The sequence below is a fragment of the Arthrobacter yangruifuii genome (assembly GCF_009192775.1).
In the GTDB taxonomy this organism is placed as follows: Bacteria; Actinomycetota; Actinomycetes; order Actinomycetales; family Micrococcaceae; genus Arthrobacter_B; species Arthrobacter_B yangruifuii.
The window spans coordinates 175,438-200,331 of record NZ_VTFX01000006.1; the positions used below are offsets into that span (position 1 = coordinate 175,438).

General features: G+C 66.4%; 15 protein-coding genes and 1 tRNA gene. 6 read left to right on the forward strand and 10 right to left on the reverse strand.

From position 1 onward, the window contains the following. Positions 1-39: 39 nt before the first annotated feature. Genes GD627_RS15320 through GD627_RS15330 form a run of 3 tightly spaced genes read right to left on the reverse strand, consistent with a single transcriptional unit; the run spans position 40 to position 8,728 of the window. Positions 40-4,422 (reverse strand): type VII secretion EssC family protein, encoded by a 4,383-nt coding sequence (locus GD627_RS15320; protein WP_152273253.1) that lies wholly within the window; start codon positions 4,420-4,422, stop codon positions 40-42. Positions 4,423-4,481: 59 nt separating this feature from the next. Then, the gene (locus GD627_RS15325) at positions 4,482-5,825 is read right to left on the reverse strand and encodes a hypothetical protein (RefSeq protein ID WP_152273254.1); all 1,344 of its coding nucleotides are present in this window, start codon (positions 5,823-5,825) and stop codon (positions 4,482-4,484) included. After that, the gene (locus tag GD627_RS15330) at positions 5,822-8,728 is read right to left on the reverse strand and encodes a hypothetical protein (RefSeq protein ID WP_152273255.1); all 2,907 of its coding nucleotides are present in this window, start codon (positions 8,726-8,728) and stop codon (positions 5,822-5,824) included. The genes GD627_RS15325 and GD627_RS15330 overlap by 4 nt, the downstream gene beginning before the upstream one ends. Before the next feature lie 243 nt (positions 8,729-8,971). Between GD627_RS15330 and GD627_RS15335 the strand changes: the two genes are divergently transcribed. The 3 genes from GD627_RS15335 to GD627_RS15345 all read left to right on the forward strand — a co-directional run bounded on the left by GD627_RS15335 (position 8,972) and on the right by GD627_RS15345 (position 15,533). Further along, on the forward strand, positions 8,972-9,253 hold the full coding sequence (locus GD627_RS15335) for a pyrophosphorylase (protein ID WP_152273256.1): 282 nt from the start codon (positions 8,972-8,974) through the stop codon (positions 9,251-9,253). A gap of 250 nt (positions 9,254-9,503) precedes the next feature. Next, a complete protein-coding gene (locus GD627_RS15340) occupies positions 9,504-14,984 on the forward strand; it encodes a DUF6531 domain-containing protein (protein WP_194266079.1) in 5,481 nt (1,826 codons plus the stop codon). A gap of 69 nt (positions 14,985-15,053) precedes the next feature. After that, positions 15,054-15,533 carry a hypothetical protein gene (locus GD627_RS15345; protein WP_146364097.1) on the forward strand — a complete coding sequence of 160 codons (480 nt, stop codon included), beginning with the start codon at positions 15,054-15,056 and terminating at the stop codon, positions 15,531-15,533. 131 nt (positions 15,534-15,664) lie between these two features. Here the strand turns inward: GD627_RS15345 and GD627_RS15350 are convergent. The 3 genes from GD627_RS15350 to tadA form a co-directional block, all read right to left on the reverse strand. Next, a tRNA-Ser gene (locus GD627_RS15350) sits at positions 15,665-15,754 on the reverse strand. 64 nt (positions 15,755-15,818) lie between these two features. After that, complete coding sequence (locus GD627_RS15355; protein WP_152273258.1) at positions 15,819-16,304, reverse strand: pyridoxamine 5'-phosphate oxidase family protein; 486 nt, start codon at positions 16,302-16,304, stop codon at positions 15,819-15,821. A 70-nt stretch (positions 16,305-16,374) separates the two neighbouring features. Further along, entirely contained in the window at positions 16,375-16,845 is a 471-nt protein-coding gene (gene tadA, locus GD627_RS15360) for a tRNA adenosine(34) deaminase TadA (protein ID WP_146364101.1), read from the reverse strand. 75 nt (positions 16,846-16,920) lie between these two features. On the opposite strand from tadA, the gene upp reads away from it, so the two are divergent. From upp to GD627_RS15375, 3 genes are all read left to right on the forward strand, one after another. Then, the gene (gene upp, locus GD627_RS15365) at positions 16,921-17,553 is read left to right on the forward strand and encodes a uracil phosphoribosyltransferase (protein WP_146364103.1); all 633 of its coding nucleotides are present in this window, start codon (positions 16,921-16,923) and stop codon (positions 17,551-17,553) included. Between the two features lie 555 nt (positions 17,554-18,108). Then, positions 18,109-18,990, forward strand: a complete 882-nt coding sequence (locus GD627_RS15370) for a winged helix-turn-helix domain-containing protein (protein ID WP_152273259.1) — start codon at positions 18,109-18,111, stop codon at positions 18,988-18,990. A gap of 98 nt (positions 18,991-19,088) precedes the next feature. Next, complete coding sequence (locus GD627_RS15375; RefSeq protein WP_146364107.1) at positions 19,089-19,613, forward strand: SixA phosphatase family protein; 525 nt, start codon at positions 19,089-19,091, stop codon at positions 19,611-19,613. 7 nt (positions 19,614-19,620) lie between these two features. Here GD627_RS15375 and GD627_RS15380 read toward each other — a convergent pair whose 3' ends face one another. From GD627_RS15380 to GD627_RS15395, 4 genes are all read right to left on the reverse strand, one after another. Beyond that, a complete protein-coding gene (locus GD627_RS15380; protein ID WP_152273260.1) occupies positions 19,621-21,696 on the reverse strand; it encodes a YhgE/Pip domain-containing protein in 2,076 nt (691 codons plus the stop codon). Next, positions 21,693-22,508: an ABC transporter ATP-binding protein gene (locus GD627_RS15385; RefSeq protein WP_152273261.1), complete on the reverse strand. Its 816-nt coding sequence runs from the start codon at positions 22,506-22,508 to the stop codon at positions 21,693-21,695. The genes GD627_RS15380 and GD627_RS15385 overlap by 4 nt, the downstream gene beginning before the upstream one ends. 139 nt (positions 22,509-22,647) lie before the next feature. After that, on the reverse strand, positions 22,648-24,087 hold the full coding sequence (locus GD627_RS15390) for a dihydrolipoyl dehydrogenase family protein (RefSeq protein ID WP_246165557.1): 1,440 nt from the start codon (positions 24,085-24,087) through the stop codon (positions 22,648-22,650). Positions 24,088-24,137: 50 nt separating this feature from the next. Then, positions 24,138-24,869: a GAF and ANTAR domain-containing protein gene (locus tag GD627_RS15395; RefSeq protein WP_152273262.1), complete on the reverse strand. Its 732-nt coding sequence runs from the start codon at positions 24,867-24,869 to the stop codon at positions 24,138-24,140. Positions 24,870-24,894: the final 25 nt, after the last annotated feature.

A 24,894-nucleotide genomic window follows, 5' to 3' on the forward strand; every position in this document is an offset into this window, starting at 1 on the left:
ATCTGACTGTTGCCGAAACCGTGCGGCCCCGTTTGCATCCTAGGTGCTTGCCGCCGTGGATTCCTCCTCGGGGCTCATCGACTGGATCAGCGCGAACTGCCCGCCCACGCCGAGGTAGCCGCGGCCGGTGGTGAGGGCCACGGGTGCCTTCCGCGGAAGTGTCCCGCCCAGCAGATCGCCGTCGTAATCCACATCCGGCTGCAGCAACACCCCCAGACGGGATTTGCGGAGCGCCTTGGTCCAGTGGCTGTACAGGCTGCGGAGGTCCGCAGACCGTCCGGCAGCGATGACGCACAGTCCCGGCTGACCGGAGGTCAGGAGACCCGTGATGGACTGGTCGGCGTCCTCGATCCGCTCGGCGTCGTCAATCAGCAGGAACACCGGGGCGCGTTCGAGCCGCAGCGAGGCAAGGAGGGCCGGAATTTCGTCGGCACCGACGGCCACGCGGTCCAGCTCGGCGGAGGCCAGCGGCGAGCGGCGGTCACAGATGCCCCATACCTGCGCCGGCCCCTGGGACGTGGACGCTCCCTGCAGGGCCTCGGCCAGGGCGAGCAGCAGCGTTGACTTTCCCGACCTGGCGGAGCCGGCAATGAGGGCATGTTCACCCTCATAGACCTCCAGGTACGCGGGGGCGAAGTCCGCCTCACGCATGCCCACCGGAATGAGCCAGGGCTCGGCATCCAGCTTGGGCTTCACGCCCAGCTCCGGCATGGTCACATTTCCGGGCAGCCGGCGGATTGCCGGCGTCTTGGCGGGTGCTTCGGCCCAGCTTTGCCGGACGCGGTCCACGGCGGCCTCAAGGCCGATGCCGGGCGTCGCCACATGCATCTGCAGCTTGGTGCGCGGGTCCACGCAGCGTCCCGGAAGTTCCGCAGGGATCTGCTTCCCCCGGACTCCCAGGGAGGAGTAGTCGTAAGTGTCCGCCAGCCGGAAAAGCCACCGCTGAAGCGTGACTTCGTTCATGGCGGTAGGGATCGCCTTGGCACGGGTGGTGGAGACCGCGAAGGAAAGCCCGAGGGCGGGTCCGTCCGCGTACGCGCGGTACAGCAGGTCCAGCAGCTGCTGTCCCTCATAGTCCTGGAATTCGTCCCGCAGCGAGGCGAGCCCGTCCAGCAGCACGACGGCGCGGCGGTGCCCCTCCGGCGCGGCGCGGCGGCGTTCCAGTTCGGTGTGCAGGTGGCGCAGGAAACGGGCCTGCTGTTCCTTGGCGCCGCCCCCGGTGCCCACATAGGCCACGGTGTGCGGCAGGCGGGACAGCGGCTCAAGCCCGCGGGAGCCCATGTCCAGGACCATCAGGTCCAGGTCCGCAGGATCCGTGTCCTTGGCCAGTGCCAGGGCGAGGGACGCGAGCGTAGTGGTGGTGCCGGACCCGGCCACGCCCATCAGCATCAGGTTGCCGATGGACATGTCCCAGCCGGCGGCAGACTGGCGCTGCAGTTCCGGTTCATCCATCAGCGTCACCATGACTGTGGAACCGCGGACGCCGCCCACCCGCGGCAGGATCCGGGCGGCGGTGGCCGGTTCGGCGGTGGCCGGTTCGGCGGGTTCGGCGCCCTCGGCGTCCGTGTCCCCGGCGTCCTTCGGGTCTCCGGCTTCCTCCGGGTCAGCGCGGAAGCCTTCCAGCTCCACCGTCGCGCCGAGTGCTTCCGGCCAGACCTGCCGGGGCGGAGGGTATCCCGCCTCGCGGTTGGCCTCGACGACGGCCTCGATCAACAGGTCCAGATCATTGTCATCGGAAACCTCGGAGCGGGGCGGTGCGGCCGCAGGAGCCGGGACGCCGAACTGGCGGATCTCGCGCACATCCACGGAAGCTCCGCCGCCGAGCAGCGCCCTGCCGGTCACGAGGGCCGTCTGCACCGGAGTGATGTCATCCTGGCCCAGCTTTACGAAGGCCCGGCCCATCTGGGCGCGCCCGATCGCTGAAGCGGCGGGCACACCAATGACGTTGTTGGAGTCCTCGCGGCTCTGCACGCGCAGCGCCACCCGGAGGTTCGTATTGGCGAGGATGTCGTCATTAACGACGCCGGCCGGACGCTGCGTTGCCAGGATCATGTGCACGCCCAGGGTTCGGCCCACCGCACCGACGCTGACGAGCGCCTTGAGGACGTCCGGGAAATCCTTGGCCAGCATGGCAAACTCGTCAATCACCAGGAGCAGCCGGGGCATGGGTTCGGCCGGTTTCGTGGCCATATAGGCATTGAGGTTGTCGATGCCCTCGCCGGCCTCGGCGAAGACCCGCTGGCGGCGCTCCATCTCGGCTTCCAGGGCCAGCAGGGCACGGTCGGCCAGCTGTTCGTCCAGGTTGGAGATGGTGCCGATGGTGTGCGGCAGGCGTTCGCATGCCTTGAAGGCGGCCCCGCCCTTGAAGTCGATGAGGATAAAGTTCAGCCGGGTCGGGTCATTGCGTGCCGCGAGGCCGGCCACCAGGGAACGGAGGAACTCGGATTTTCCGGAGCCGGTGGTTCCGCCCACCAGTCCGTGCGGACCGTCCTTGACCAGGTCCAGGGACAGATCGCCGTCCTCGCCGGTGCCGATGGGTGTGGAGATGCCGGTGGAGGTCTGCCAGAGCTGGCGGATGGTGGCCGGTTCCGGACGCTCGTAGCCCAAAAGCCCCGGAAGCCGGACGAGGGAGGGCAGCGAGGCCCCCGGCACGCTGAGCTCCGGATCATCGAAGTGCGCTACGCGCATGGCGCAGCGCAGGGCCTCCTCCTGGTCGAGTCCGCCCAGGATGATGTCCTCCACCCGCGTCAGGTCTTCCGGCTGCTCCAGGGTGGCCGCGGAATCCTCACCCACCCGGATGATCGTGGTGCAGGACGCCGGCAACTGCTCTTCCGACGTGGCAATGACGATGCCCGCCACCCTCGCTTCACGCTGCTGCGGGTTGATGTAGGTCCCGGGCTCCAGCCGGCCCATGCCGAGCAGTGCGCGGGCAGGAGCGTCCCTGCCTTCGGTCAGCACCTCGGAATCCAGGACCACCAGCAGCGCCGGGGTGGGCAGATCCTCCACCGTGTCTTTGAGGGCGCGCAGCATGGAAACGCTGGACTCGCGGTGGGCGGACATCCAGCGCTGTCCGGTGCTGCTTCCCGCCTGGCGGGTGTGCGGCAGCCAGGAGGCCCATTCCCATTCCTCGGCCCGGCCTGCATCGCAAAAGACGCCGATGGTCAGGTCCGCAGGACCCACATGGACAGCCGCCTGCGCCAGCAGGGACCGGGCAAGCGCCAGGGCACCCTCACGCGGTCCCACCATGCCCACCACTCCGGCGTTGCTGAGGTCCACCAGAACGGGAGCCGAAAGCAGGCGGGCGGCGGCGAGGGAGTCTTTCACCTTCGGGTCCAGCCGCGGCGCTGCATTGCGGTCCACTTCCGGTTTCCACGGCACATCGCCCGTGCCGGCGTGCAGGGCCAGGAAATCATCCGATTCCGCACGGCGCTGCCACAGGGAGGTAGCGGGAAGGGCCGGGCGCCGCAGCACGGTTGCCGGGTCCGGGATCATCTTGTGGCGCCGGGCGGTTTCGGCCTCGGCGGCTGCGCGGATCTGCTCTTCGAACTCCTCAACGGCTCCGTTGAACCGCTCTTCCTCTTCCTTGAGGCCGCGGTCATGGCGGCGCTTTTGTTCAAACCACATGCCGATGGCCATCACCGGACTCAACATGGCGAACATGGCGAAGCGCATGCTTCCCAGGACCAGCACCATGGCGCCGGCCATCACCAGCGGCGCCAGCACCGTGATGTAGCTGAATTTGTTCGCCGGCGGCACCTCCTTGCGGCTTGGCGGGACCAGGGACTCACCCTCGGGGGCCTTTCCGGGACGGGGCGGCCGGTTGAAGGGTGCCGTTCCTGCCGGAGTGAGGTTATGCAGGCTGCCGGGAGCCGGGGACGGGGTTTCCTCGAGGGAATTGCGCAGGAGAAGCACCGTGCCGCCCGCCGTGATGGTGGCGGTGTCCTTAACCAGGATCCCTTCTTCGCCGACCTTTTCACCGTTGACCAGGGTGCCGTTGGTGGAGCCGCAGTCCACTACCCGCAGCCCTTCTTCCTCCCGGCGCAGGCGGCAGTGCTCCCAGGACGCACTTTCGGCGGGAAGCGTCAGGTCCGCGTGCGGGGACCGTCCTATGAGCATTTCGCGTCCCTGCGGAACTTCGATGACGCTGCCCGCGCGCTGTCCGCCGGCGAGCGTGACGCTCCATCCGCGCAGCCGTTTCGGGGCGGGCCAGGGCGCCCGCGAGATCCGGCTGCCCTCCAGGAGGACCAGCTCGGAGACAGGCGTGGATGCGCGCACTTCCGACTCGTCCACGAACACTGCCTCGTCGGGGGCAAGCCGGGGCCCGCCGGCGGTTTCCACCAGGTCCGTCAGCGTGGTGGCAGGTGCAGCGTGCGCCACCTCGCACTCGAAGCGGGTCTCGTCCAGATCGATCAGCACACGCACCGGGGCGGTCCTTCCATGGTGGAACAGCGGCCCGACCGCCGTGCGGCGGGCCGGGAGGGTTAGGGAGTTGCCGCAGACTGGATCCAGACGAGGCGGGGAGCCTCGTCATTGGCCGGACGAAGGCCCAGATCCTGGGGAGAGGCATAGGCAGGCGCTGCCTCCACCGTCAGCGCGGCGGACTTCGAAAAATCCAGTGCCGGCCCGGCGATGCCCTCTCCGGGACCGAAGGACATGGCGCGCAACGCCTCACCGACTTCCGCCGGGTTCGCGCTTTCAGCCGTGGCGGCTGCGCGCACCAGGGCGACGACGGCGTCGTGGCTGGCGGTGTCCGCTGCCCACGCATCACCGGAGAACGGGGCATCGTTGGTCAGGTTGCTGGTGGTGGTCTCACCTGCGGCCAACCGGACGGCGGACAGGAAGGCGGACATTCCCCGGCCCTGGGCGTCCTTCTGCAGGGCGGAGCCGTCACCTCCGGCCGGGGCCACCGTGACCAGCTGTCCGGAGACGGTTCCGTCAAGCTCGGCAAGTGCGGTGGCGAAAGCCGGAGCGGTGGCTCCGTCCGGAAGGATCAGCGGAACGGAAACGCTGCGGGACTGCAGGGCCTGCACGAGGCGGGCCAGCCGCTGGGGAGTGGCAGCCGAAACCACGACGGCGTCGGCCGGCTCGGCGGTGGTCATCGCCTGGGTGCCCTCCGGAGCGTCCTCGGGAAGCGGGAGCGGCTGGTCGCCGGTCCGGACGGCGGCTTCCTGGGCCAGGGCAGGAACGTCCGCGAATTCCCCGAGGTTAAGCGTTCCGGCAAGCGGCACGGCTGCGGGGACGGGGCCGCCGTCGGACACCAGCAGCACCCGGCTCTTCCCTTCCAGTGCGGTGCCGAGGGCACCCTCCAGGGCAGCGGTGGACGGCTTCAGCGTCCATGTGGAGGCGCCGGGGTCGAGGGGGTCGGCGTAGGGCAGGATCACCGGCAGGCCCAGCTCCTCCGCGGCCTTGGCTGCGGCCACTGCCTGCGGGCCCGTGCTCGCAACGATGATGCCGGACACTCCCTGCTCGCCGAGGGTACGGACGGCGGCACGTGCCCCGTCCTCGGTTCCACTGTCATTTTGTGTCGGGAGGTCCATGGAGGCACCGTCCTGGGCGAAGCGGTCCGCGGCAACGACGGCACCCTGGACCGCGCGGTTGTACTCCGTGCCGGGTTCGCCGGAGGAGCCGAAAGTCATCACGACGCCGAGGGAGAAGTTCTTGGGCAGGCCGTCGGCCGCCAGGGCCACCGGAACCGTGGCGGCCACGGGATCCGGCTTGGCAACTTCCTTGGGGCGGTTCAGGGTGGTGACCAGCAGGACCGCGACGGCGGCAACCACCACCAGCCCGGCAATGATGAGGGTCAGAAGCTTGGTCCGGGAGGTCATTCGCCGCCGCCGATCGTCAGCGTGTACAGGGTCTGCGACGTTGCGCCGGCCGGCACCTCGAGGTGGAAGGCCGGCAGTTCGTCTATAGCGGTGAGGGAGGCCTTGAACTGTGCCTGGCGCAGCAGCAGCCCGGCCACGTCCTGGGACCGGATGTTGGCGTAGCCCTCGGCGTTCTGTGCGGCCAAAGCCAGCTGGAAATCAGCGGTATCTGCCTTGGCGGCGTTGGTGGCCATGGAGCCGAGCAGGCCGGATCCGTTGACGGTGCGGTCGCCCAGGTCCATCATCACCTTGTTGAGGCTGGCGGACAGGAGGGCGCGGGCGCCGTCCACGTCACGGGTTGAACCGGATGTGCTGGACGCGATGCGCGCCAGCGCGGACTCGGTGCTCTTGGACAGAGCGGCGGAGAGGGCGTCGCCCTCCTCGTTCAGCTCGCCGCGCTGGTTGTCCACGGTTCCCTTGGCATCCTTGACGACGTCGCCGGAGGTGGACTTCAGGCCGGCGATGGAGCTGTTGAAGGCGGTGGTGACGGACTCGGTGCTTTCGTCGCCGATCTCGGATACCTTGCGGGTCTGCGAAGCAATTGCCTCCTCGACCTTTTCGGCGGTGTCCTCGGAAACCTCGGCCAGGGCCTTTTCGATCTCCCCACCAAGCGTTGCCTGCTGGTCCTTCACGTTGACAAGGTTGTCGTGGACCTCACCGGACGCGGTGACGGCTTCGTCAAGCGTCTTCTGCAGCTTCACCAGCCCGCTGCGGGTGCCGGTGACGTTGCCGGTGGCGGCATTGTCGAGGACTGTCACGGCGTCCCGGACGGCGTCCAGCTTGATGTCGATGCCCTTGATGGATTCGTCCAGAACGGTGAACGCCTGGCCGATTGCCTGATCCTCTGCGTTGGTGTCCGTCTGCCGGATAACCTCGGCCCATGCTTCGGACTGACCAGCGAGGCGCACATCCTGGGATTCCTGGAAGCCGAACGGAGGGGTCAGCTCCGGTGCCGGATTGCCCTCTTCATCGAGCGCCTCGCACGGAACGGAGGTCAAGTAGGAGCGCAGACGCTCGGCGTCCTTCATTGACAGGCGGCCGTCGCGGGGGTCATCGCCGTCGGCGATCCTGCACAGATCATCGGCAAGCGCCTCGTTCTGGGCCGTCATGGAACGGTCAAACGGCAGCCCTTCCGTCAATTCGGCCTGGGCGTTGTCCGCCGTCGTGGCGATGGTGTTCAGTTTGACCCGCAGTCCGTCGATGCTGCTCCGGGCCGCGTCAGCTGCCTCACGGGTGGCCTCAACGGAGGCCCTGGTGGAATCCTCGGCGGCCTGAATGGTCGCTCCCAACTCAGCGAGTGCCGTCGAGTAGTCGTCCGGGGTCTCCGGGCCCTCGAGGATGGCCGCCAACTGGGTCTGCGCATCAACCAGGGTGTCGTCGGAAACCTTCTGGTTCGCGATCGCTGCCTCAACCAGCTTCGGTTCAAGCGTGGCCACGAGCTCGGCACCCTGATTTACCAGTCCTGCCAGGGCGCTCTCAATGGTGACCCGGGAGTTGAGAAGGGAACAGGTCATTGAAAGGAAGGCCGAACCGTCTTCTGCTTCTTTGGATTTGTCCGCCTCTGCGGCGCACTCTTCAGCCGTCGGCTTTTCCGGACCGATGGCCGTCTGGAGCTGGCCGGCCACGAAGTTGCGGCAGTCCGCACTGACGGTGGCATAGGCATCCAGCTGCGAAGCCATGGTCAGGATGCTGCCGTAGACCGTGCCGGACTTTTGCGGCTTGGCTACATCGGCAACACAGCCCTCGCCCTTCACCGTGACCGTGGGCGGCACGGCGGACGTATCACCCAGCATGGAATCCACGGCGGAGACGGTCTGCTGCAGCTGGGACAAGGTGACGGATTCCGTGCCCTTGGTGGCGGCGTCCAGATCGGAGCCCAGAACCTCCATGTCATCCTTCAACCGCACCATAGTGGCGGCCAGCGATTCGGAGTTGCTGCTCAGCTCTTCCGCGGTCTTGACGCCCAGGGTCTGTGAGGTCTCCTGAAGGTTGCGGCGGACCTCGGTGATAGTGGAGCCGGCTTTGGTCAGGACGATATTGACGTCGGCCACCAGGGCGATGGTCCGGCGCTGGAGTTCCATTTCGGATCCGGCACCGGAGGAGAAAGCGCCGGAGACCACGCCGTCCGCAGTCATGTCCGTATTAAGGCCCGGCTGGACTGCCACTTCAATCGCAGGCACCTGGAAGTCATCGACGTCCGCAACCAGGCGCAGGGTGGTGCTGGCACCGGAGCGGGGCGGAGCCAGCACGGTGGCCCACTGCACCACGGAGGAACCGTCCTCGGTGCTGCTCAGCACCCCGTTGGTACCTGTTGTCCCGTCCGCGGAACCGGGGGTCACGTCGTCGGCACGGACTCCGGGGAGCGTGGTGGACGCCGCAATGGTCAGCGGAGCACCTACGAGGGCGGTTTCAGTGCGCATCTGTCCGGCGGCGTCGTACTCGATGACCTGCGGCTTGACCGTCAGGTTCTCCACGGTCATGTTGATTTCCACCGGCCCGGAATGGCCCTGCAAATCGGTCAGGTCCGAACCGGACTTGTCTCCGGCCCGGTACTGCAGGCTGATCCGCACCGGCAGTTCGCCCACCACCTCGTCGGTGGTGTACTGCGTATTGGCGGCGGAAGAGTTGCCGTCGGCGGCCACCGAGATGGTGGTGCCTTCGATCGCTTCCACGCCGGCGGCGTTGGACAGATCCACCCGTACGTTCTGCAGGAGTTTCACCGGGTTGGAGACGGGCTCCGGCTCGGGATCCTGGGTGCAGGAAGTAGTGGCGATCAGTCCCAAGGCGATAAGTGCGGCGCCCAGGCTTCGTCCCGGCGCACTGCGCCTCGAATTCTGCTGGTGGATATTAGTGTGCCTGGGCATCGTGAATCGTCCCCTCATTCCGTTCGCTGTGCCTTGAGCATCATAAGGGATTGATTGGGGGATTTGGTTCATTTATTCTTGCCGGTCAATTTGGCGTCGGATTTCCGCGGATCTGATCGCCAAAAATAAGGCCGCTTGGTTGTTGGCTTTAAATCGTTTGTATTGGTAGCATCTGCACCGTCCGGCTGCCGGCGGATTTCACGCCCGGCGGAAAACATGATGTCTCTTAATGGGGGAATTTTTATGTCACGTGTGTTGTCAACCGAGCAGGCCAAGTCTGCCATCGCCCAGGTGCAGTCCATTGTCAACGGCGGTTTCACCGATCAGATCTCGGCGCTCGATGCGCAGGGCAAGATCCTCTCGGATCCGAACATCTGGGACGGCCCGCTGGCCTCCCAGTTCCGCGGATCCACGTGGCCGGAAACCAAGGCTGCCCTGGATAAGGCCAGGCAGGAACTGGAAGAGCTGCGGACCCAGCTGGATAAGATCTCGCAGGATATCTTCTCCGCCGGCGGCGGCGCCTAAGCTGCCCATAGCGCCAGCAACGGCTGGACAGTAGCTACCGCTGCGGCGGTGCACTGTCCAGCCGTTGCGGGCTCTGGTGCCAGGGAAACCCGGCACTGACATTCGGTCCCACGGCCCTTGCCGTGGCCGGTTTTCCACCAGTAGCCCCGTCCGGGCTGCCGGTGATGGTTGTTTCTTTTCCAGTTTTGTTCAGTGGGGGGCGCTGATTATGTCTGATGTTGATGACCGCGATCTAGTTATAATGCCGTTGTTGCCGGCGGAATCGGCAGACCGCGGACGGTTCAGTTATGTCCATGCCGAGACGATGCAGCAGGCATTCAGGGCTGCCGCAGATGCCCTTGAGCAGACAAAATACGACCGGGTCACCCACGCGAGCGAGGCGAAAGCGGACTTCAAGGGACTCTTCGCCGAGAAGTTCCAAAGAAACACCACCACGGCCTACACAGATGCTCATGAGCTGGAACGGGCTCTGCGGAAGGTGGCAGAGTACCTGGGAACATTTATCCGCTCCGCCCATGAAGAGGACGCCCGCCGCGAGACGGCCAATGAGTGGGTCCGGGAATACAAATCCCGCAACGGCTGGGAGAAGTTCTGGGATGACCGCTTCGGGGTGGATGACATGCCCGATATGGAACCGGGCAAAGCGCCGCAGTTCGCCGCCTTCACGCCGCTCATCGGATATAGGGAGGCGCTTCAGGGCAGCTCCGCAGCCGGAGGAACGTCATCGGCCCGGCCGGATAACCTTCGGTCCTTTGCCTCCGGTTCCCGTGCACTCGATGCCGGCCTGGTGGCCGATGTATCCCGCCTCAAGGGGAATCTGGCCTCGTTCAAGGGGCTGTGCTCGTGGGCAATTCTCGAGGCCGACGGGGTCATAAACGCGTACAACCAGTACCTGGAGGCCAACGAAAACGACGCCCACTGGGCGGTCGTTGTCGCAGATGCCTTCGCGGCTGCCGGGGCCAACGGGGGCGTCTCCACCGTTTCGGATGCGGCTCTGGCCGCCGCCCTGGCTGCTGCGGGGGTTAATGCGGACCGTCAGGGGCTGTCCATCGATCCGCCCAGGGCTTCGGGTGCGCTACCGACCACCGGATACGCCAATGATCCGGTCAACACAGCAACCGGTAACTTCATCGAACCGGAAACGGACCTCGGGTTCGCCGGGATGGCTTCGGGCCTGACGCTGACCCGGATGTACAACTCGCTGCCGTCCGGCCTCGAGGTTCCGGGTGCCTTTGGTCCCGGCTGGGCATCGGTGCTGGACCAGCACCTGGTGCTCTCTGACGAGGGCTGCCGGTGGGTGCTGGCCGACGGGCGGGCCGTGGATTTCCCCCGTGCCGGTGAAGGCTGGGACCGGGCCGTGGGAGAGAACTACTGGTTGACTCGTGAACCTGCCGCTTCGGACTGCTTCTCGGAGCTGGCCACACTGCCGACGGACGGCACCGACGTGCTGGTGGTCCGGGATAACCAGGGTGCGTGGTGGGCCTACACTCCCGCCGGCGTCTGGCTGGGCGCCGGTGCCGGACCCGGCCGCGCCATCTCGGTGCACCGGGAGAACCCGGAGGACCGGAACATCGCCGGTCAGGTAACCCGGCTCTCACACGCGCTCGGCCGGTTCCTGGAGATTGACTACGTGTTCGGCCGCGCCGCCGTCGTCCGGGCCTCGGACGGGCGCCGGGCCGAGTACGGGTACGACGACGCCGGCCGGCTCGTCAGCGTGACGACAGAGACCGGAACCCGCACGTACCGGTGGAACGACGCCGGGCTGATTGACGCCGTGTACTCCGCCGCCGGAGTGCTCGAGGCGGAAAACACGTACGACGAGCAGGGCCGCGTCATCCTGCAGCTGACCCAGCACGGCCGACGCACCCGCTTCGCGTACCTGCCCGGACGGGTCACCGCGGTCTCGGATGAGGACGGCACCCGTTCCAACTCCTGGATCGCGGATCCCAAAGGCCGGCTGGTCGGGGTGCTGGACTCCCATGATCAGCGCCAGTCCATGGCCTATGACCGGCACGGCAATCTGGTCTCCCTGACCGAACGCGACGGATCCGTCACCGTCCACGCCTATGACCAGCGCGGCCGCCGCATCCGTACCGTGACGCCCGAGGGTGCGGACCTGACCTACGGGTGGGACGAGCAGGACCGGATTACCACCCTGGTCACCGAAACCGGATCTGTCGTCACCTATGACTACGCGGATGATCTTTCCCGCGATCCGGCGGCGATTAATGATCCCCTCGGAGGCCGCACGGAACTTCTCTGGCAGGACGGGCTCCTGGTACGGATCACGGATCCGGCCGGGGTAAGTGTCAGCGTCGAGTACAACGAGTACGGGGACCTCATTGCCACCCGCAATGCCCTAGGGGGCACCACCCGCATCCTCCGGGATTCCGCGGGCCGCCCCACCGCGGCCGTCACCCCGTCCGGCGCACGGACGCGCTTCACCTACAACGCGGCCGGGCTGCTGGAACGCCGCGTGGATCCTGACGGCGCAGTGTGGTCCTTTGCCTATGACCCAGCCGGCCGGGTTGCCGCCGTCATCGCTCCGGACGGCGGCCGGACCGAATTGCAGTACGCCTCCAACGGCGAAATGGTCCGCTCCACGGATCCGCTGGGCCGCAGCACCGAGCGGGTGTTCGACGAGCTCGGCAACGTCGCCGAAGCGATCCTGCCGGACGGTGCCCGCTGGGGCTACACCCACGACACCCTCTCCCGCCTCACCCGGATCACGGATCCTGCCGGGAACGACTGGGCGCGGGAGTATGACAAGATCGGCAACCTGACTGCCGTCGTCGACCCGACCGGGGTGCGCGCGGAAGCTGCCATCGACCGGAAGTCCGGAACGGCCACCCTCGCCGACGCGTTCTCCTCCGCCACCTACAGTTTCGACGAATACGGGCGCCCGGTGCGTGCCGAAGCCGTGGACGGGTCCGCGGAGCTGACCACTTACGACGCCGCCGGGAATCCGGTGGAATTGATTGACGGCGAGGGCGGGCTGACTGTCCTGGGACGTGACGTGGCGGGGAAAATCACCTCAGTTACGTCGCCGTCGGGTGCCGTTACCCGCTACGAGTACGACGCCTGTGGACGGCCTTGGAAGACCGTCGATCCCCTCGGCGCGGTCACTGAGCTGGCGTACGACGCCGACCAGCGGGTGGTTGCGCGCACCCTTCCCACCGGTGAGGTGGAGAGATTCGATTACGACGCCTGCGGCCGCCTGATCCTCAGTGTCACTCCCGGAAACGGGACGGCCCGGTACGGGTATGACAGGGTGGGCCGGCTCATCTTCTCGCAGGATCCCTGGTACGGGACCCGGCGGTTCAAGTACAACACTGCAGGGGAACTGATCGAGACGACCAACGGCGTGGGCGGACGGACCCGGTTCGAGTACGACGTCCGCGGACGCCTGACCCGCATCACCGATCCGCTGGGCGGGGTCATTACCCGCACGTATACGGAGATCGATAAGGTCAGTTCCGTGACCGACCCGCTTGGCCGGGTCACCACCGCTACCTACGATCCTGCGGGACGTCAGGTGTCCCAGACGGACCCCGACGGGAACACCACCACCTGGACCTACGACGCCGCCGGCCGGGAAACCACCACCTCCCACAACGGAACGCTGCTGGGCTCCATCAGCCGCGATGCCTTGAACCGCCGTGTGGTGATCAGTGACGGGACGGGGACGGACGGGCTGGCGGTAGAGCATGAGTTTGAATGGAACCGGCGCGGCCAGCTCATCTCCCGCACCCGTGGCGGGCAGGGGATGTCCTGGTCGTATGACGCCGACGGAAACCGTACCGGCTTCACCGACACCACCGGGACCACCACCCGTTACACCCGTGACGCCGCAGGCCGGGTCACGGGCGTCAGCAATTCCCGGCTGGGTGACGCGTCATTCACCCATGACCGGTCCGGCCGACTGACGGCAGCGACGGCCGGCGAGCTGGTGCAGGAGTGGGTCTACCGCAACGGCCACCTGTTTGAACACACCCGTGCCGACCGCACCGCGCCGGGAACGGCCGACACCACGCTGATCGGCCGGGATGACGACGGCCGGATCACCGGCCTGACCCGGGCGGGCGCTGTCACCCGGTACAGCTACGACGGGGCGGGACAGTTGATTGCTGCCGCCACGACAGACAGGTCCGGGACGTCCTCGGACTCGCAGTGGGAGTACGACGCCGGTGGCCGGCTGGTCCGCGAAAGCACCTCAGCAGGGCTGCGGGTCTACGAATATGACGACGCCGGCCAGTTGACGGCGGTTGTCGAAGCGGACGGGGCCCGGACGGAATACGTCCATGACGGACTCGGCCGCCGGGTCCGGAGCATCGGCCCTGACGGATCCTGGGTTGAATATGCCTGGGGTGCCACAGGATACCTGCAGGCCACCGCCGAACACGCGCCGGACGGGACCGTGCGCTCGCAACACCGGATGTGGACGGACGTGTTGGGTGAACTGGCTTCCGTTGACGGGTGCCCGGTGTGGTGGGATACCGCCAAGCCGGTGCCCACCCTGGCGGGCCTCGGTACGGAGCAGGTCCTTTCACTGCCCGGCGGTGTGACTGGTTTCGGAGATGCCTGGATCAGCCCGAACTGGCGTGCCGCCCGGCCCACAGGTCAAACCGATCCCTGGGCGGTGCTGGGTGCATCGGCTATCCCCGAAGCAGGCTTCTCCATCGAGGGCAGCGCAGCAGCTGCGATGTCCGGTGGAGATAGGGCAACGGGGCTGACCGGCGTGCTGCCTGCGGGCATCAGCCTGACCGGAAACGGCGGGCTGGACATTGCGGGTCTGGAATGGCTGGGCAGGCGTGCCTTTGACCCTGCGACCCGTGGCTTCCTGTCCACCGACCCGTTGGCACCCGTACTGGGGGCGGGCTGGGACGGCAACCCCTACGCCTACGCCGGCAACAACCCGCTGAATGCCACAGACCCGACGGGTCTGCAGCCGCTCACGGACGCGCAGCTGCAGGAATTCACCAACGCTCATCAAGGGGACTGGGAGACCATTCTCGGAGTGGGCATGATCGTCGCCGGAACGATTCTTGCGTGTTCCGGCGTGGGCAGCGGTTTGGGAATGATACTGCTGGCCGGTGCCCTGTCGGGCGGGGGATGGTCCCTGGTGGGGCAGAAGTCCGCAGACCCGAACAAACCAATCGACTGGGGCAAATTCGCCGTGGACTCCACTATCGGGGCGGTCTCAGGTCTGGCGGGCTGGGGCGCCGGAAAAGCGCTGACTCAAGCTATACCTCGGGCGACTCAACTCGCTTCGAGCGCGGGGCAGGCAGGTTACAAGGCGACGGAGTCCGTCATTAAAGCCGCCGTTACCCCGGTGGGACAGGAAGCAATTAAATCCGGAGTGTCCGGGGCAACGAGCAACTTCTTCGACTATACGACTGACCAGGACAACAAAGATAAATCGGTGACAGGCGCTTTCCACGCCGCTACCACAGGTTTTGCAACCAACGTCGGGTTCAGCGCGGTCAGCAGCAAGCTGACCGAGCACATTCCCTCGCTCATGCCAATGCCTTATGCGGGACAGCACGCTGCCCCCACCGTCCCGATCAGGGTTAGAGTGGCGGAGGAATTAGTCGACCGCACCGTGGGCGTCGGCGGAAGCCTCGCGAACGAGGCGCTTCGGCCCGAGGGGCAGTTCAGAAACGAAGACGACAAATTCGATTTGACGAATGTAGGGATGACAGGTCTTCAGGGATTGGCTAGCGGCACCTAGGGACCTGTTTGCGCCCCGAGCGGGCCATAAATCACAGGACTCCACCCCCTGAAGGAAACGAAGGAAGACGTGCAGCCAGAAAATGAAATGAACGATTCACCGTCAGCCGGGCACGCGGGTCGGCATCGTCCAACGGGCAAGCCACCGGTGCTGGGACGGGGGAAGGTCTGGTTTCTCCGGACGGTGATCCTCGGTGTCGTTTTTCTGGGCCTGCTGCTCGTTGCAGGTCCCCTCACGATCACCGCCTGGGACAGCAATGACAGTCATCGGGCATCGATTGCATGCACGGTCACCGAGGCGAATGGAAGATATGAACATGGAAGTTCAAAGACCCCGTCGTATTGGGGGGTGAACATCAAAACTTCAGACTGTAGCCAGCTGCTGTTGATCAGAGGCATTGATGAATCCAACAACGAAGCCGTGGAATCAGAGCTGGCACCGGGATCACGGTTCAGCTTCGAAATCGGAGAGGGCGCCAACAGCATGCGCTGGCTCACGGTTCGCCTCGGCATGACGACTGAAGTCTTCTCTTTCGAGAAAATAGGCTGACCGCGCTCCGTCCGGGAAACCACTACCGGCTGGTACGGCGGCGGCGGAGCGGACGGCACCCCTGGTTCCTCCGGACGAAGCAAAAGACCCCGGTTCCCTTGCAAAACAAGGGAACCGGGGTCTTTCTCATCTGGCGGTGACGGTGGGATTTGAACCCACGTTGGCTTTTACACCAAACAACATTTCGAGTGTTGCACCTTCGGCCGCTCGGACACGTCACCAACGCGTCAACCTTACCGGGTCGAAGCCCCAACTCCCAAAAGCAGCGCAGCCAGCACCCTCGAACTAGAGGTCGACGACGTCGTTCTTGCCGATGTCGGGGGTGCCTCCGGTGACGGCGGCCTTGCCGATCTTGAACAGGCTGGCGATCTTGGGTTCATCGGATGCCCAGTATTCGGCGGTGTCCGAGTCCACCTTGAGCAGAGCCACCGAGGGGTCTTCGCGGCCCTTCTCGAACCAACCCTCCACCGAGGTCTTCCACAAGGAGGAGATCTTCCCCTGGTCCTTGGTCAGCGTGGCCGTGCCGCTGATGGACAGGAAGCCCTCCGAGTCATTGATGGCGACATTCACGTGCGGATTGGCACGGACCTCGTCGGCTTTGGGGGAGGGGTCCGGCGTGAAGAACCAGAGGTTGCCGTCCGCATCCGCCTCCTGCAGCTGCAGCGGCCGGCTGACCAGGTTTCCCTGCAGGTCCACGGTGGTGAGCGTGGCGATCTTGGCCTTCTCGAGAATCTTGACGACAGTGTCGCGTCCATCCTGCTCTGATGCCATTGCGGAAACTCCTTGGGTTGTAGCGGTCCGGAATTCGTAAGCCTACGTATAAATACCGCCGCGGGGAACGTTAGGAGTTGCGCTTTGAGCCGAAGAAGTCCCGCAGCAGGCGTGCGGCTTCCTCTTCGCGTACGCCGGGGAACACCTCCACCCAGTGGTTCAGGCGCCGCTCACGCAGGATGTCGAACACGGAACCGGAGGCTCCTGCCTTCTCGTCCCACGCCCCGAACACCACCCGGGGCACCCGGGCAAGCACAATGGCTCCGGCGCACATGGCGCACGGTTCCAAAGTGACCACCAGCGTGCAGCCGGCCAGGCGCCATTCACCCACCTTGGCGGCGGCGTCGCGGATGGCGAGCACCTCCGCATGGGCGGTCGGGTCTCCGGTGGCCTCCCGCTCATTGCGCCCGGTGCCCAGCACCTCTCCGTCCGGTCCCAGGACGACGGCGCCGATGGGTACGTCGCCGGTTTCCAGCGCCCGGCGGGCCTCGGCCAGGGCAAGGTCCATCCAGGCCTCGTGTGTTCGGGAAAGAGACTCCATGCCTGCCATCGTCCCCCATGTCCGCACACCCGGGCGAACGCAGAAAGGGGAGGGCTGCAATGGTAGTTTTGAAGTATGCGCGTACTTGTAGTGGATCACCCCCTCGTTGCCCACAAACTCACCGTTCTCCGCGACAAGGACACCCCGTCACCGATCTTCCGGCAGTTGACGGAAGAATTGGTCACCCTGCTGGCCTATGAAGCCACCCGGACCGTCCGCGTGGAGCCGGTTCCGATCGAGACTCCCGTCACCTCCGCCGTCGGCACGGGCCTGGTCAAGCCGACCCCGCTGGTGGTTCCCATCCTGCGCGCCGGCCTTGGCATGCTCGAAGGCATGACCCGCCTGGTCCCCACGGCCGAGGTCGGGTTCCTGGGCATGGCCCGGAATGAAGAAACACTGGAAGCCATCACCTACGCCGAGCGGCTTCCGGATGACCTCACCGGCCGCCAGGTCTTCGTCCTGGATCCAATGCTGGCCACCGGCGGTACCCTGCGCGAAGCCATCAAGTTCATGTTCAAGCGCGGCGCAGCCGAGGTCATCTGCATCTGCCTGCTTGCCGCTCCGGAAGGCCTCTCCGTGCTCCAGGAGGAGCTGCAGGACGCTAACGTCACCGTGGTCCTGGCCTCCATCGACGAACGCCTTGACGAGAACGCCTACATCGTTCCGGGTCTGGGCGACGCCGGAGACCGTCTGTACGGCATCGTCTAACTCCGACGCCGGCCCGCCGCCGCACCTGTGGGCGGCGGCATGGCGCTTGCAGCGGCACATACCAGTACGTCCACTATGTGGACAGCCAGTTGATGCTTGACGAGCATCCGCTCCGTAAATGCACTTACGGAGCGGATGCTTTTTTGTTGCTGCCACTCAATATTGCCCCGAGGCGGGCCCATGTTTGAGCGAAATTGATTTAGGACTTATACATATCCACGCATACCTATTCATGGCTACTTACTGTGAAGTGCGTCACAAAACGACACATATGGTCCACTATGTGAGACAAACGAACCATTATTACTTGCGCGACATCCTTTGTTACATGCAATAATCCGGAGTGTGAACACCAACACGGCAGCATCAGTCGCAGTCTTCGCCGGTGGCCTTCCAGCCGCGGAGGAGACTAGCTGTTGTCGAATGCATACCTCTGGAACCACCCCCATCCATAGGTAAGACTCAGGCCCGCCACGGGCATAATAGGCGCCGTCTCGACCGGGCACACCCCCAGCAATCGAGCCGTGATGACGTCAATTCACGATGAGGTCCCACATGTCAGTAGCATCCGGTTACGTCCACATCTCCCTGCGCAATGCGCAGAACCGCGCCGGAGCAGGTTCCCCGCGCCAATCCGCCGGAGCGTTTTCCGGCGGCTATGGCGGAGCGCAGTTCGGGAACCAGTCCTACAACGTTCCCCCCACCAGCGGCACCGGCGCGCGCCGGCTTCGGGCCGTATCCGGCCAGGATGCGAACCCCGTCTCCGCCCCCATGACCGCCCCCATGCAGGTGGTCACACCTAACGGCATTCCGGGACCGCAGTCCGTCAGCAATGACACTGCTGCACGCGGATTTGTTATTTACGTTGGCCTTGACGAGGACAGTGCTGCAGCCAACGGGACGTCCCTGAGCAAGCTCGCCTCCGAAATCCGGGCGCACGTCCAGAGCCTGGTTCCCACTGCCCAGACCCATGCCGCCGTAGCGCTTGCCCCTGCCAATGCCACCGGCAGGGATATCGACGTCGTCCGTCAGGCTCTCGGAGATCCCACGGCCGCCCGGCGGCAGCCCGCTCCGCAGCATGCACCCGCACCCCAGCCTCCGGCCGCCCTCCGCCCCACAGGCGTCCTGATTGACCTGTCGCGCCGCGAGGTGCACCTTGACGGGGACACGCTGAACCTGACGTTCAAGGAGTTCGAACTGCTGAACTACCTCGTCGAAAACGGAAGCCGCACGGTCGGACGCGAAGAGCTGCTCGCCGGCTTGTGGCGCAACGCCGAGGAGGTGCCGAACGAACGCACCATTGACGTCCACATCCGGCGCCTGCGCTCCAAACTGGGCCGTCTGGCCAACACTGTCCGCACGGTCCGCGGACAGGGGTACCGGTTCTACGAGCACCCCGAAGTGGTTGTCTGGGCCGCGCCCGAGTACAGCATCTAGCCTCTAGCATCGTCAGCATCGTCAGCATCGTCAGCATTGACGCACCGCGGCCGGTCCGCGGACGGAGTGGGGGCTCCGTCCGCGGCTAGACTTGGCGAATGACCGGCCACCACCTCAGAAAACTCCAGCTCCTGCGCCACGCCAAGGCGGACTGGCCGCGCGACGTGCCGGATCATGAGCGCCCCCTCTCCGGGCGGGGACACAGGGACGCCCCGCTGGCGGGTGAATGGATGCGTGAGCATGGGAGCATCCCGGACTTCATCCTGTGCTCCTCGGCGCTGCGGGCCCGGCAGACCTGCACCTGGGTCTGCAAGGAACTCGGGGACAAGGCGCCCACCGCAAAGCTCGAGGACGGTCTCTATGCTGCGACACCCGAGCGGATCCTCAGCCTGATCAACCACGTACCGGACACGGTCACCAGCCTGCTCGTCATTGCACATCTTCCCGGGGTCCAGGACCTGGCCATGCGCCTGGCGTCCGCGGACTCGGACGAGGACGCCGTCATGGACATGGCCACGCGGTATCCGACGTCGGGCCTCACCGTCATGGAGCACGCGCTGCCGTGGGCCGAACTTGACGGCCGCGACGCCCGGGTGACCGACTTCGTGGTGCGCCGGGCCTGATACCGGCCTAGATATCGATCTCCGGCTGCAGTGTCTTCAGGGTCCACAGCCGGTGCCGGCGTGCCGCCAGCAGGGAGAGCAGGAGCCCGGCAGCGGTGTAGGCCAGTAGTCCGACGGCGACGCCGGCAACCTGCGAAAGCTGGCCGCCGTGCAGCAGCTGCCGCAGTCCGGTCACCATGTACCCCATCGGCAGGACATCATGGGCCAGGTGCAGCGGTGCAGGGATGGTCTGCCACGGGAAGGTGCCTCCGGAGGAGACCAGCTGAAGCACCAGCAGCACCAGAACCACGAACTTGCCCACGGAACCCAGTAGCGCGACGATGCCCTGGATCAGGGCCGAGAAGGCCATGGATGCCATCAGCAGCAGCCCCCACGCCAAGACCGGATGGGCAGGATCCAACCCCAGCCAGAGGTTCACTACGGCATAGAGCAGGGTGGCCTGGACCAGCGAGACGGTGAGGAACGGCAGCCAGCCGCCCAGAGCAATCTTCCAGGCCGGAGCGTTGGAGGCCAGCGCCCGCAGGCTGATGGGCCGCATTGCCTGAGCGAGCATAAAGATACCCACCCACATGGCCAGGGTCAGGAAATAAGGGGCAAGGCCCGCGCCGTAACTGCCTGCTTCCGCCTGGTTCACCGTGCTGACGGTCAGGGGATCGGCAATGACCGTGGAGGCCGTGGTTCGCTCCTTGTCATTCGGGTGCGGGACGCCGCCCGCACCGTCTGTCAGCTTTTGGGACAGCTCGGAGGCCCCGTCCCGAAGCTGGCCCAGCCCGTCCTGGAGGGTACCGGCGCCTGCGGCGGCGGTTTCAGCGCCGGCTGCCAGTTCCCGGGAGCCGTCCAGTGCCTGCTGTTCCCCGACCGCCAGATCAGCGGCTCCGGAGGAGAGCTCCGCAGCCCCCGCTGCCAGGTCGGCGGCGCCGCCGGAGAGCCGGCCAGCCCCGTCATTCGCGGCAGCGATTCCCGAGGTGAGCTGCGGGGAGCTGGCGGCAAGCTGGTCCGCGCCGGATGAAACGGCTGCAGCCCCGTCCGCCAGTGCCTGCAGCTGCTCCAGTCCCGAGGTGCCCGCGGCGCCCGACGGAGCTGCGGAGAGTTCCTGCTGGAGTGCGCCGGCCTGCTCGGGAGTCAGGACACCCTGCTGGACCAGCCGTGCCACCGCGTCGGTGACGCCCTGGCGTGCGGCGTCGGCGGAGGCAGTCACGGTGGATTCCAAGGTGGCGGTTCCGGCCGCCACCTGCCGGGCGCCGTCGGCCAGCTGCTGGGTCTGCTGGGGAAGCAGGGCCGTGGCAGATGACAGCTGACCCAGGCCGGAGGACAACTCCGAAGCTCCGGAGGACAGCTGGTTGGCACCCGCGGAAAGACCACCGGCTCCGGTGGACAGCTGGTTGGCTCCCGCCACCAGTTGGTCCTGGCCGGTTACCAGCGCGCTTGCTCCGGTGGACAGGGAACCCAGGCCGGTGGAGAGCTCGGCCGCCCCGGAATCGGCCGAAGCCGCACCGTCAGCCAGCTGGCCCGCACCGTCCGCAGCCTGTTCCAGCTGGCTGTGCACGGTGCTGAAACCGGTCAGCAGCCGGTTGGCCGTTTCCTCGCCGACGTCGGTGGCCACGCTGTCGTGAACGGAGGCACTGAGCTTGTCCACAATGCTGCTGAGCAGATAGTTGTTCGCGTCATTGGTGGTGACGTGCAGGTTCGCCTGGCGGGCGGCACCGAAGTCCGACGTCGAAGCCAGGCTGGCGGAAAAGTCTTCCGGGACGGTGAGGGCAAATTGATAGGTGCCGTCCTTCACGCCCCGCTCCGCGGCAGCCGTACTGTCCACCGTTTCCCAGTCGAAGGTGGCGTCCTCCCGCAGGCTGTCCCGGACCGTCTCGCCGACGTCGAGCCGGCCGTCAGCCGTGTCCGCGCCTTCGTCCTCGATGACCAGTGCGGCCTTGACGCCGTCGAGGTTTCCGTAGGGATCCCAGTTGGCATAGAGATAGACGGCACCGTACAGCAGGGGTACCAGGGACAGGGCGAGGATGGCCAGTTTCGGCAGGGTCCCGGCGGTCATGCGCCGCAGCTCGCCAAGGGCCAAGCGGAGGGCGGTCATGCGGAAACCCCGTTTCCGGCGGCGGCGCTGACGGCAGCGTCGGCGGGCTCGTGGGCGGTGGCGGGGGTATCTGCGGGGGCAGCGGTATCTGCGGTGGCAGGGGTGGTTTCAGCGTCCGCGGGGAGTTCGGGTTCTTCGTTGGTGCCGGGTTCCCCGGCGGGGTTGCCGCCTGCCGCGAGTACGGCTTCGGCCATGTCAGCGCCCACGTACGCGGCGGGCCCGGTCCAATCGGGCGGGATCTGCGCCACCACCGCCACGGCGGTCACCGGCCGGGAAGACGCAGACACGCTGTCGGCCAGCACGGGCAGCCAGGAGCCGGCGTCGGCATCGTGGCGGTCAGGGGAATCGAAAACCAGCAGCTCCACCGCAGAATCTGCCAGCGCCAGACGGGCCAGCAGGTCCAGCCGTACAGCGGAGGAGAGTTCCTCCATCCACTGCGGTGCCAGCTCTGCCAGACCGGCGTCGGATAGCCAGCCGGCGGCATTTCTGCCCGGACGGTTCCGGCGCGGGATCAGCGAAAGGTCCTCCGCCACGAGGTCCCGGACACGGAAATGCCGCTCCGGTTCGTTGACCTGCGGTGAATCGATGAGAGCGGAGTGCCGGCGCAGATGCTTGAGCCGGGCAGTGCGTCGCCACTGGACGGCGCCGGAGGTGGGGCGCATCCGGCCCGAGAGCACCAGTGCCAGGGCTGTCCGGGTGGACTGGTCCTCACCGGAGACCAGGAGCAGCTGGCCGGTATCGACCATAAGCGAGGTCGAGGAAAGGAGCGCGCTGTGGCGCCCCTTCACATAAAGGGTTTCCGCACTGAGCATGGTCTTCGCCTCGGGTCCTAGGGATTGCTGTGCGCCTGCACGCGTCAGAGGCGCATCTGCAAACCTACGGGAAACTGACTAGTCAGTACAAATATGTCCTCGGAGACCTTAACCACATGCTTCCCGAGTGCCGCGGAACCTACAGCCCGTATTTCTCCAGGAGTCGGAGCCACACCTCGCTGATGGTGGGATAGGCGGGCACGGCGTGCCAGAGGCGGTCCAGCGGAACCTCCCCGGCTATGGCGATGGTGGCCGAATGGAGCAGTTCGGAGACGCCGGGGCCGGCGAACGTGACGCCAACCAGCACCCGCCGATCCTCGTCCACGACCATCTGCGCCCAGCCGCGGTACTCATCGGCGTACAGCGCAGAACCCGCGACGGCGATGTCCAGGGATGTCTCGGAGGCGTTGATCCCGTCTTCGCGGGCCTGCTCGACGGTCCGGCCGACCATTGCGGCTTCCGGATCGGTAAACACGACCTGCGGCACAGCGAAACGGTCCGCGGTTGCCGTGAACCGGCTCCAGGCATCCGGTTCCGCGCTGCCGGGTTCCTGCTTGGCGCGTGCCGCAATGGCATCACCGGCGGCGCGTGCCTCGTATTTGCCCTGGTGGGTGAGCAGGACCTTTCCCGCGGCGTCGCCCACGGCGTACAGCCATCCTCCGTCAATGCCTGCGACCCGGCCGGACCCGTCGGTGTCCAGCATCTCCGTTCCCAGGCCCACGGTTTCCAGTCCCAGCCCGGCCAGTGCGGGGCGGCGCCCCGTGGCCACCAGCAGCCGATCCCCGGTCACGGTTCCGCCGTCTTCGAGGGTGACTTCCACGCCGCCGTCGTCGGTCCTGCGAACGGAGGCGGGGGACGCCGAGGCGCGCACCTCAACGCCGTCTGCCCCGAGTCCTTCCGCTACCAGCATGCGGGCCGGTTCCGGGAAGCTCCCCAGAATACCGTGCCGGGCCAGCAGCACCACCTTTGCGCCCAGCCGGGCGTAGGCCTGTGCCAGTTCGACGCCGGCCACCCCGCCGCCGATAACCACCAGGCGGGCGGGGATCTCCGCCGCCGAAGTTGCCTCGCGGGTGCCCCAGAAATCGACGGTGTCCAGACCCTCAATAGGAGGAACGGCCGGGGCGGACCCGGTGGCGAGGACGACGGCGTGCCGTGCGGAAATGCGCAGTGTCCGGCCGTCAGTGGCTGCAACTTCCACCTCGCGTTCTCCGGCGAGCCGTGCCCGGCCCCGGATCAGGTCGATGCCGGCGCCGGCCACCCACTCGGCCTGCCCCGCATCATCCCAGTTGGAGGTGAAGGAGTTCCGGCGTTCCAGGACGGCGGCGGCATCCAGTGTCCCGGTCACGGCCTCGCGGGATCCGGCCAGCGAGCGGGCTTCCCGGAGGGCGGTGCCGGGCCGCAGCAGCGCCTTGGACGGCATGCACGCCCAGTAGGAGCATTCCCCGCCAACCAGGTCCGCTTCCACCAGGACGGCGGACAGTCCGCCGCGCACAATGCGGTCCGCGGCATTTTCACCCACGGCGCCGGCTCCAATAACAACAACGTCAGTCTGCACGGTCTCGGGCATAGTCTCGGTCATGGGCCCGAGCCTTGCACTACCCCCGCTGCGGGGCAACCGCTCCGCCCGGCTTACCCGTCGAAATGCGTTTCCGCGGGACGCCCGTTCACCGACGCCACAACCGATTCGGCAACCTCGCGCAGTTTCACGTTCCGGTGGCTGGACGCCGCCCGCAGCACCTCGAAAGCCTGCTGCTGGGAGCACCGGCTCTCGCCCATGATGATGCCGATGGCAATGTCTATGGTGGTGCGGGAGCGCATGGCTGCGATCAGGTCCTCTGCCCTCGAGGCTGTGTCTGTAATGCGGATGGCCAGCCGCACAGCCGCCGCGGAATGCCGGGCAAAACTCTCAGCCGCCTGCACCGTTGCTTCGGGGAAGGCGTCTTCGCGGTCTGCGTACAGGTTCAAGGCGCTGAGGTAGTCGCCGGACAGGGCAATGGGTACGGCAAGGAGGGAGCGGAGGCCGTGACGGGAAACCTCGCTAGTGTAGTCGGGCCAGCGCTGTTCCGCGGCCAGGTCCTCCACAAGGACCGTCTTACCGCTGTGTGCTGCGGTAAGGCAGGGGCCGTCGCCATAGGAGTACTGGATTTCATCCATGAGCGTGGCCTCATCGCTGCTGCTGGCTACGACACGGGGCCGGGATTTATACAGGAGCGTTACGGCGCAGGAGACGGGACTGTCGGGCCCGGAGAGTTCCCGGGCGGCCAGGACCGCTGACCTGTTGAGGAAATCCTGGACGTCCGGGCTCTCCAACACGAGATCTATGAGTACCGACGGTAACTCCGTGGAATTCGGACTGGTCATGCCGCGTCCCTTATGGTCCGGCCGC

Coding starts and splice junctions, on each gene's coding strand:
- GD627_RS15325 (WP_152273254.1), bottom strand. CDS start 5,825: ATGACCTCCCGGACCAAGCTTCTGACCCTCATCATTGCCGGGCTGGTG.
- GD627_RS15330 (WP_152273255.1), bottom strand. CDS start 8,728: ATGCCCAGGCACACTAATATCCACCAGCAGAATTCGAGGCGCAGTGCG.
- GD627_RS15335 (WP_152273256.1), top strand. CDS start 8,972: ATGTCACGTGTGTTGTCAACCGAGCAGGCCAAGTCTGCCATCGCCCAG.
- GD627_RS15355 (WP_152273258.1), bottom strand. CDS start 16,304: ATGGCATCAGAGCAGGATGGACGCGACACTGTCGTCAAGATTCTCGAG.
- tadA (WP_146364101.1), bottom strand. CDS start 16,845: ATGGAGTCTCTTTCCCGAACACACGAGGCCTGGATGGACCTTGCCCTG.
- upp (WP_146364103.1), top strand. CDS start 16,921: ATGCGCGTACTTGTAGTGGATCACCCCCTCGTTGCCCACAAACTCACC.
- GD627_RS15370 (WP_152273259.1), top strand. CDS start 18,109: ATGTCAGTAGCATCCGGTTACGTCCACATCTCCCTGCGCAATGCGCAG.
- GD627_RS15375 (WP_146364107.1), top strand. CDS start 19,089: ATGACCGGCCACCACCTCAGAAAACTCCAGCTCCTGCGCCACGCCAAG.
- GD627_RS15380 (WP_152273260.1), bottom strand. CDS start 21,696: ATGACCGCCCTCCGCTTGGCCCTTGGCGAGCTGCGGCGCATGACCGCC.
- GD627_RS15385 (WP_152273261.1), bottom strand. CDS start 22,508: ATGCTCAGTGCGGAAACCCTTTATGTGAAGGGGCGCCACAGCGCGCTC.
- GD627_RS15390 (WP_246165557.1), bottom strand. CDS start 24,087: ATGACCGAGACTATGCCCGAGACCGTGCAGACTGACGTTGTTGTTATT.
- GD627_RS15395 (WP_152273262.1), bottom strand. CDS start 24,869: ATGACCAGTCCGAATTCCACGGAGTTACCGTCGGTACTCATAGATCTC.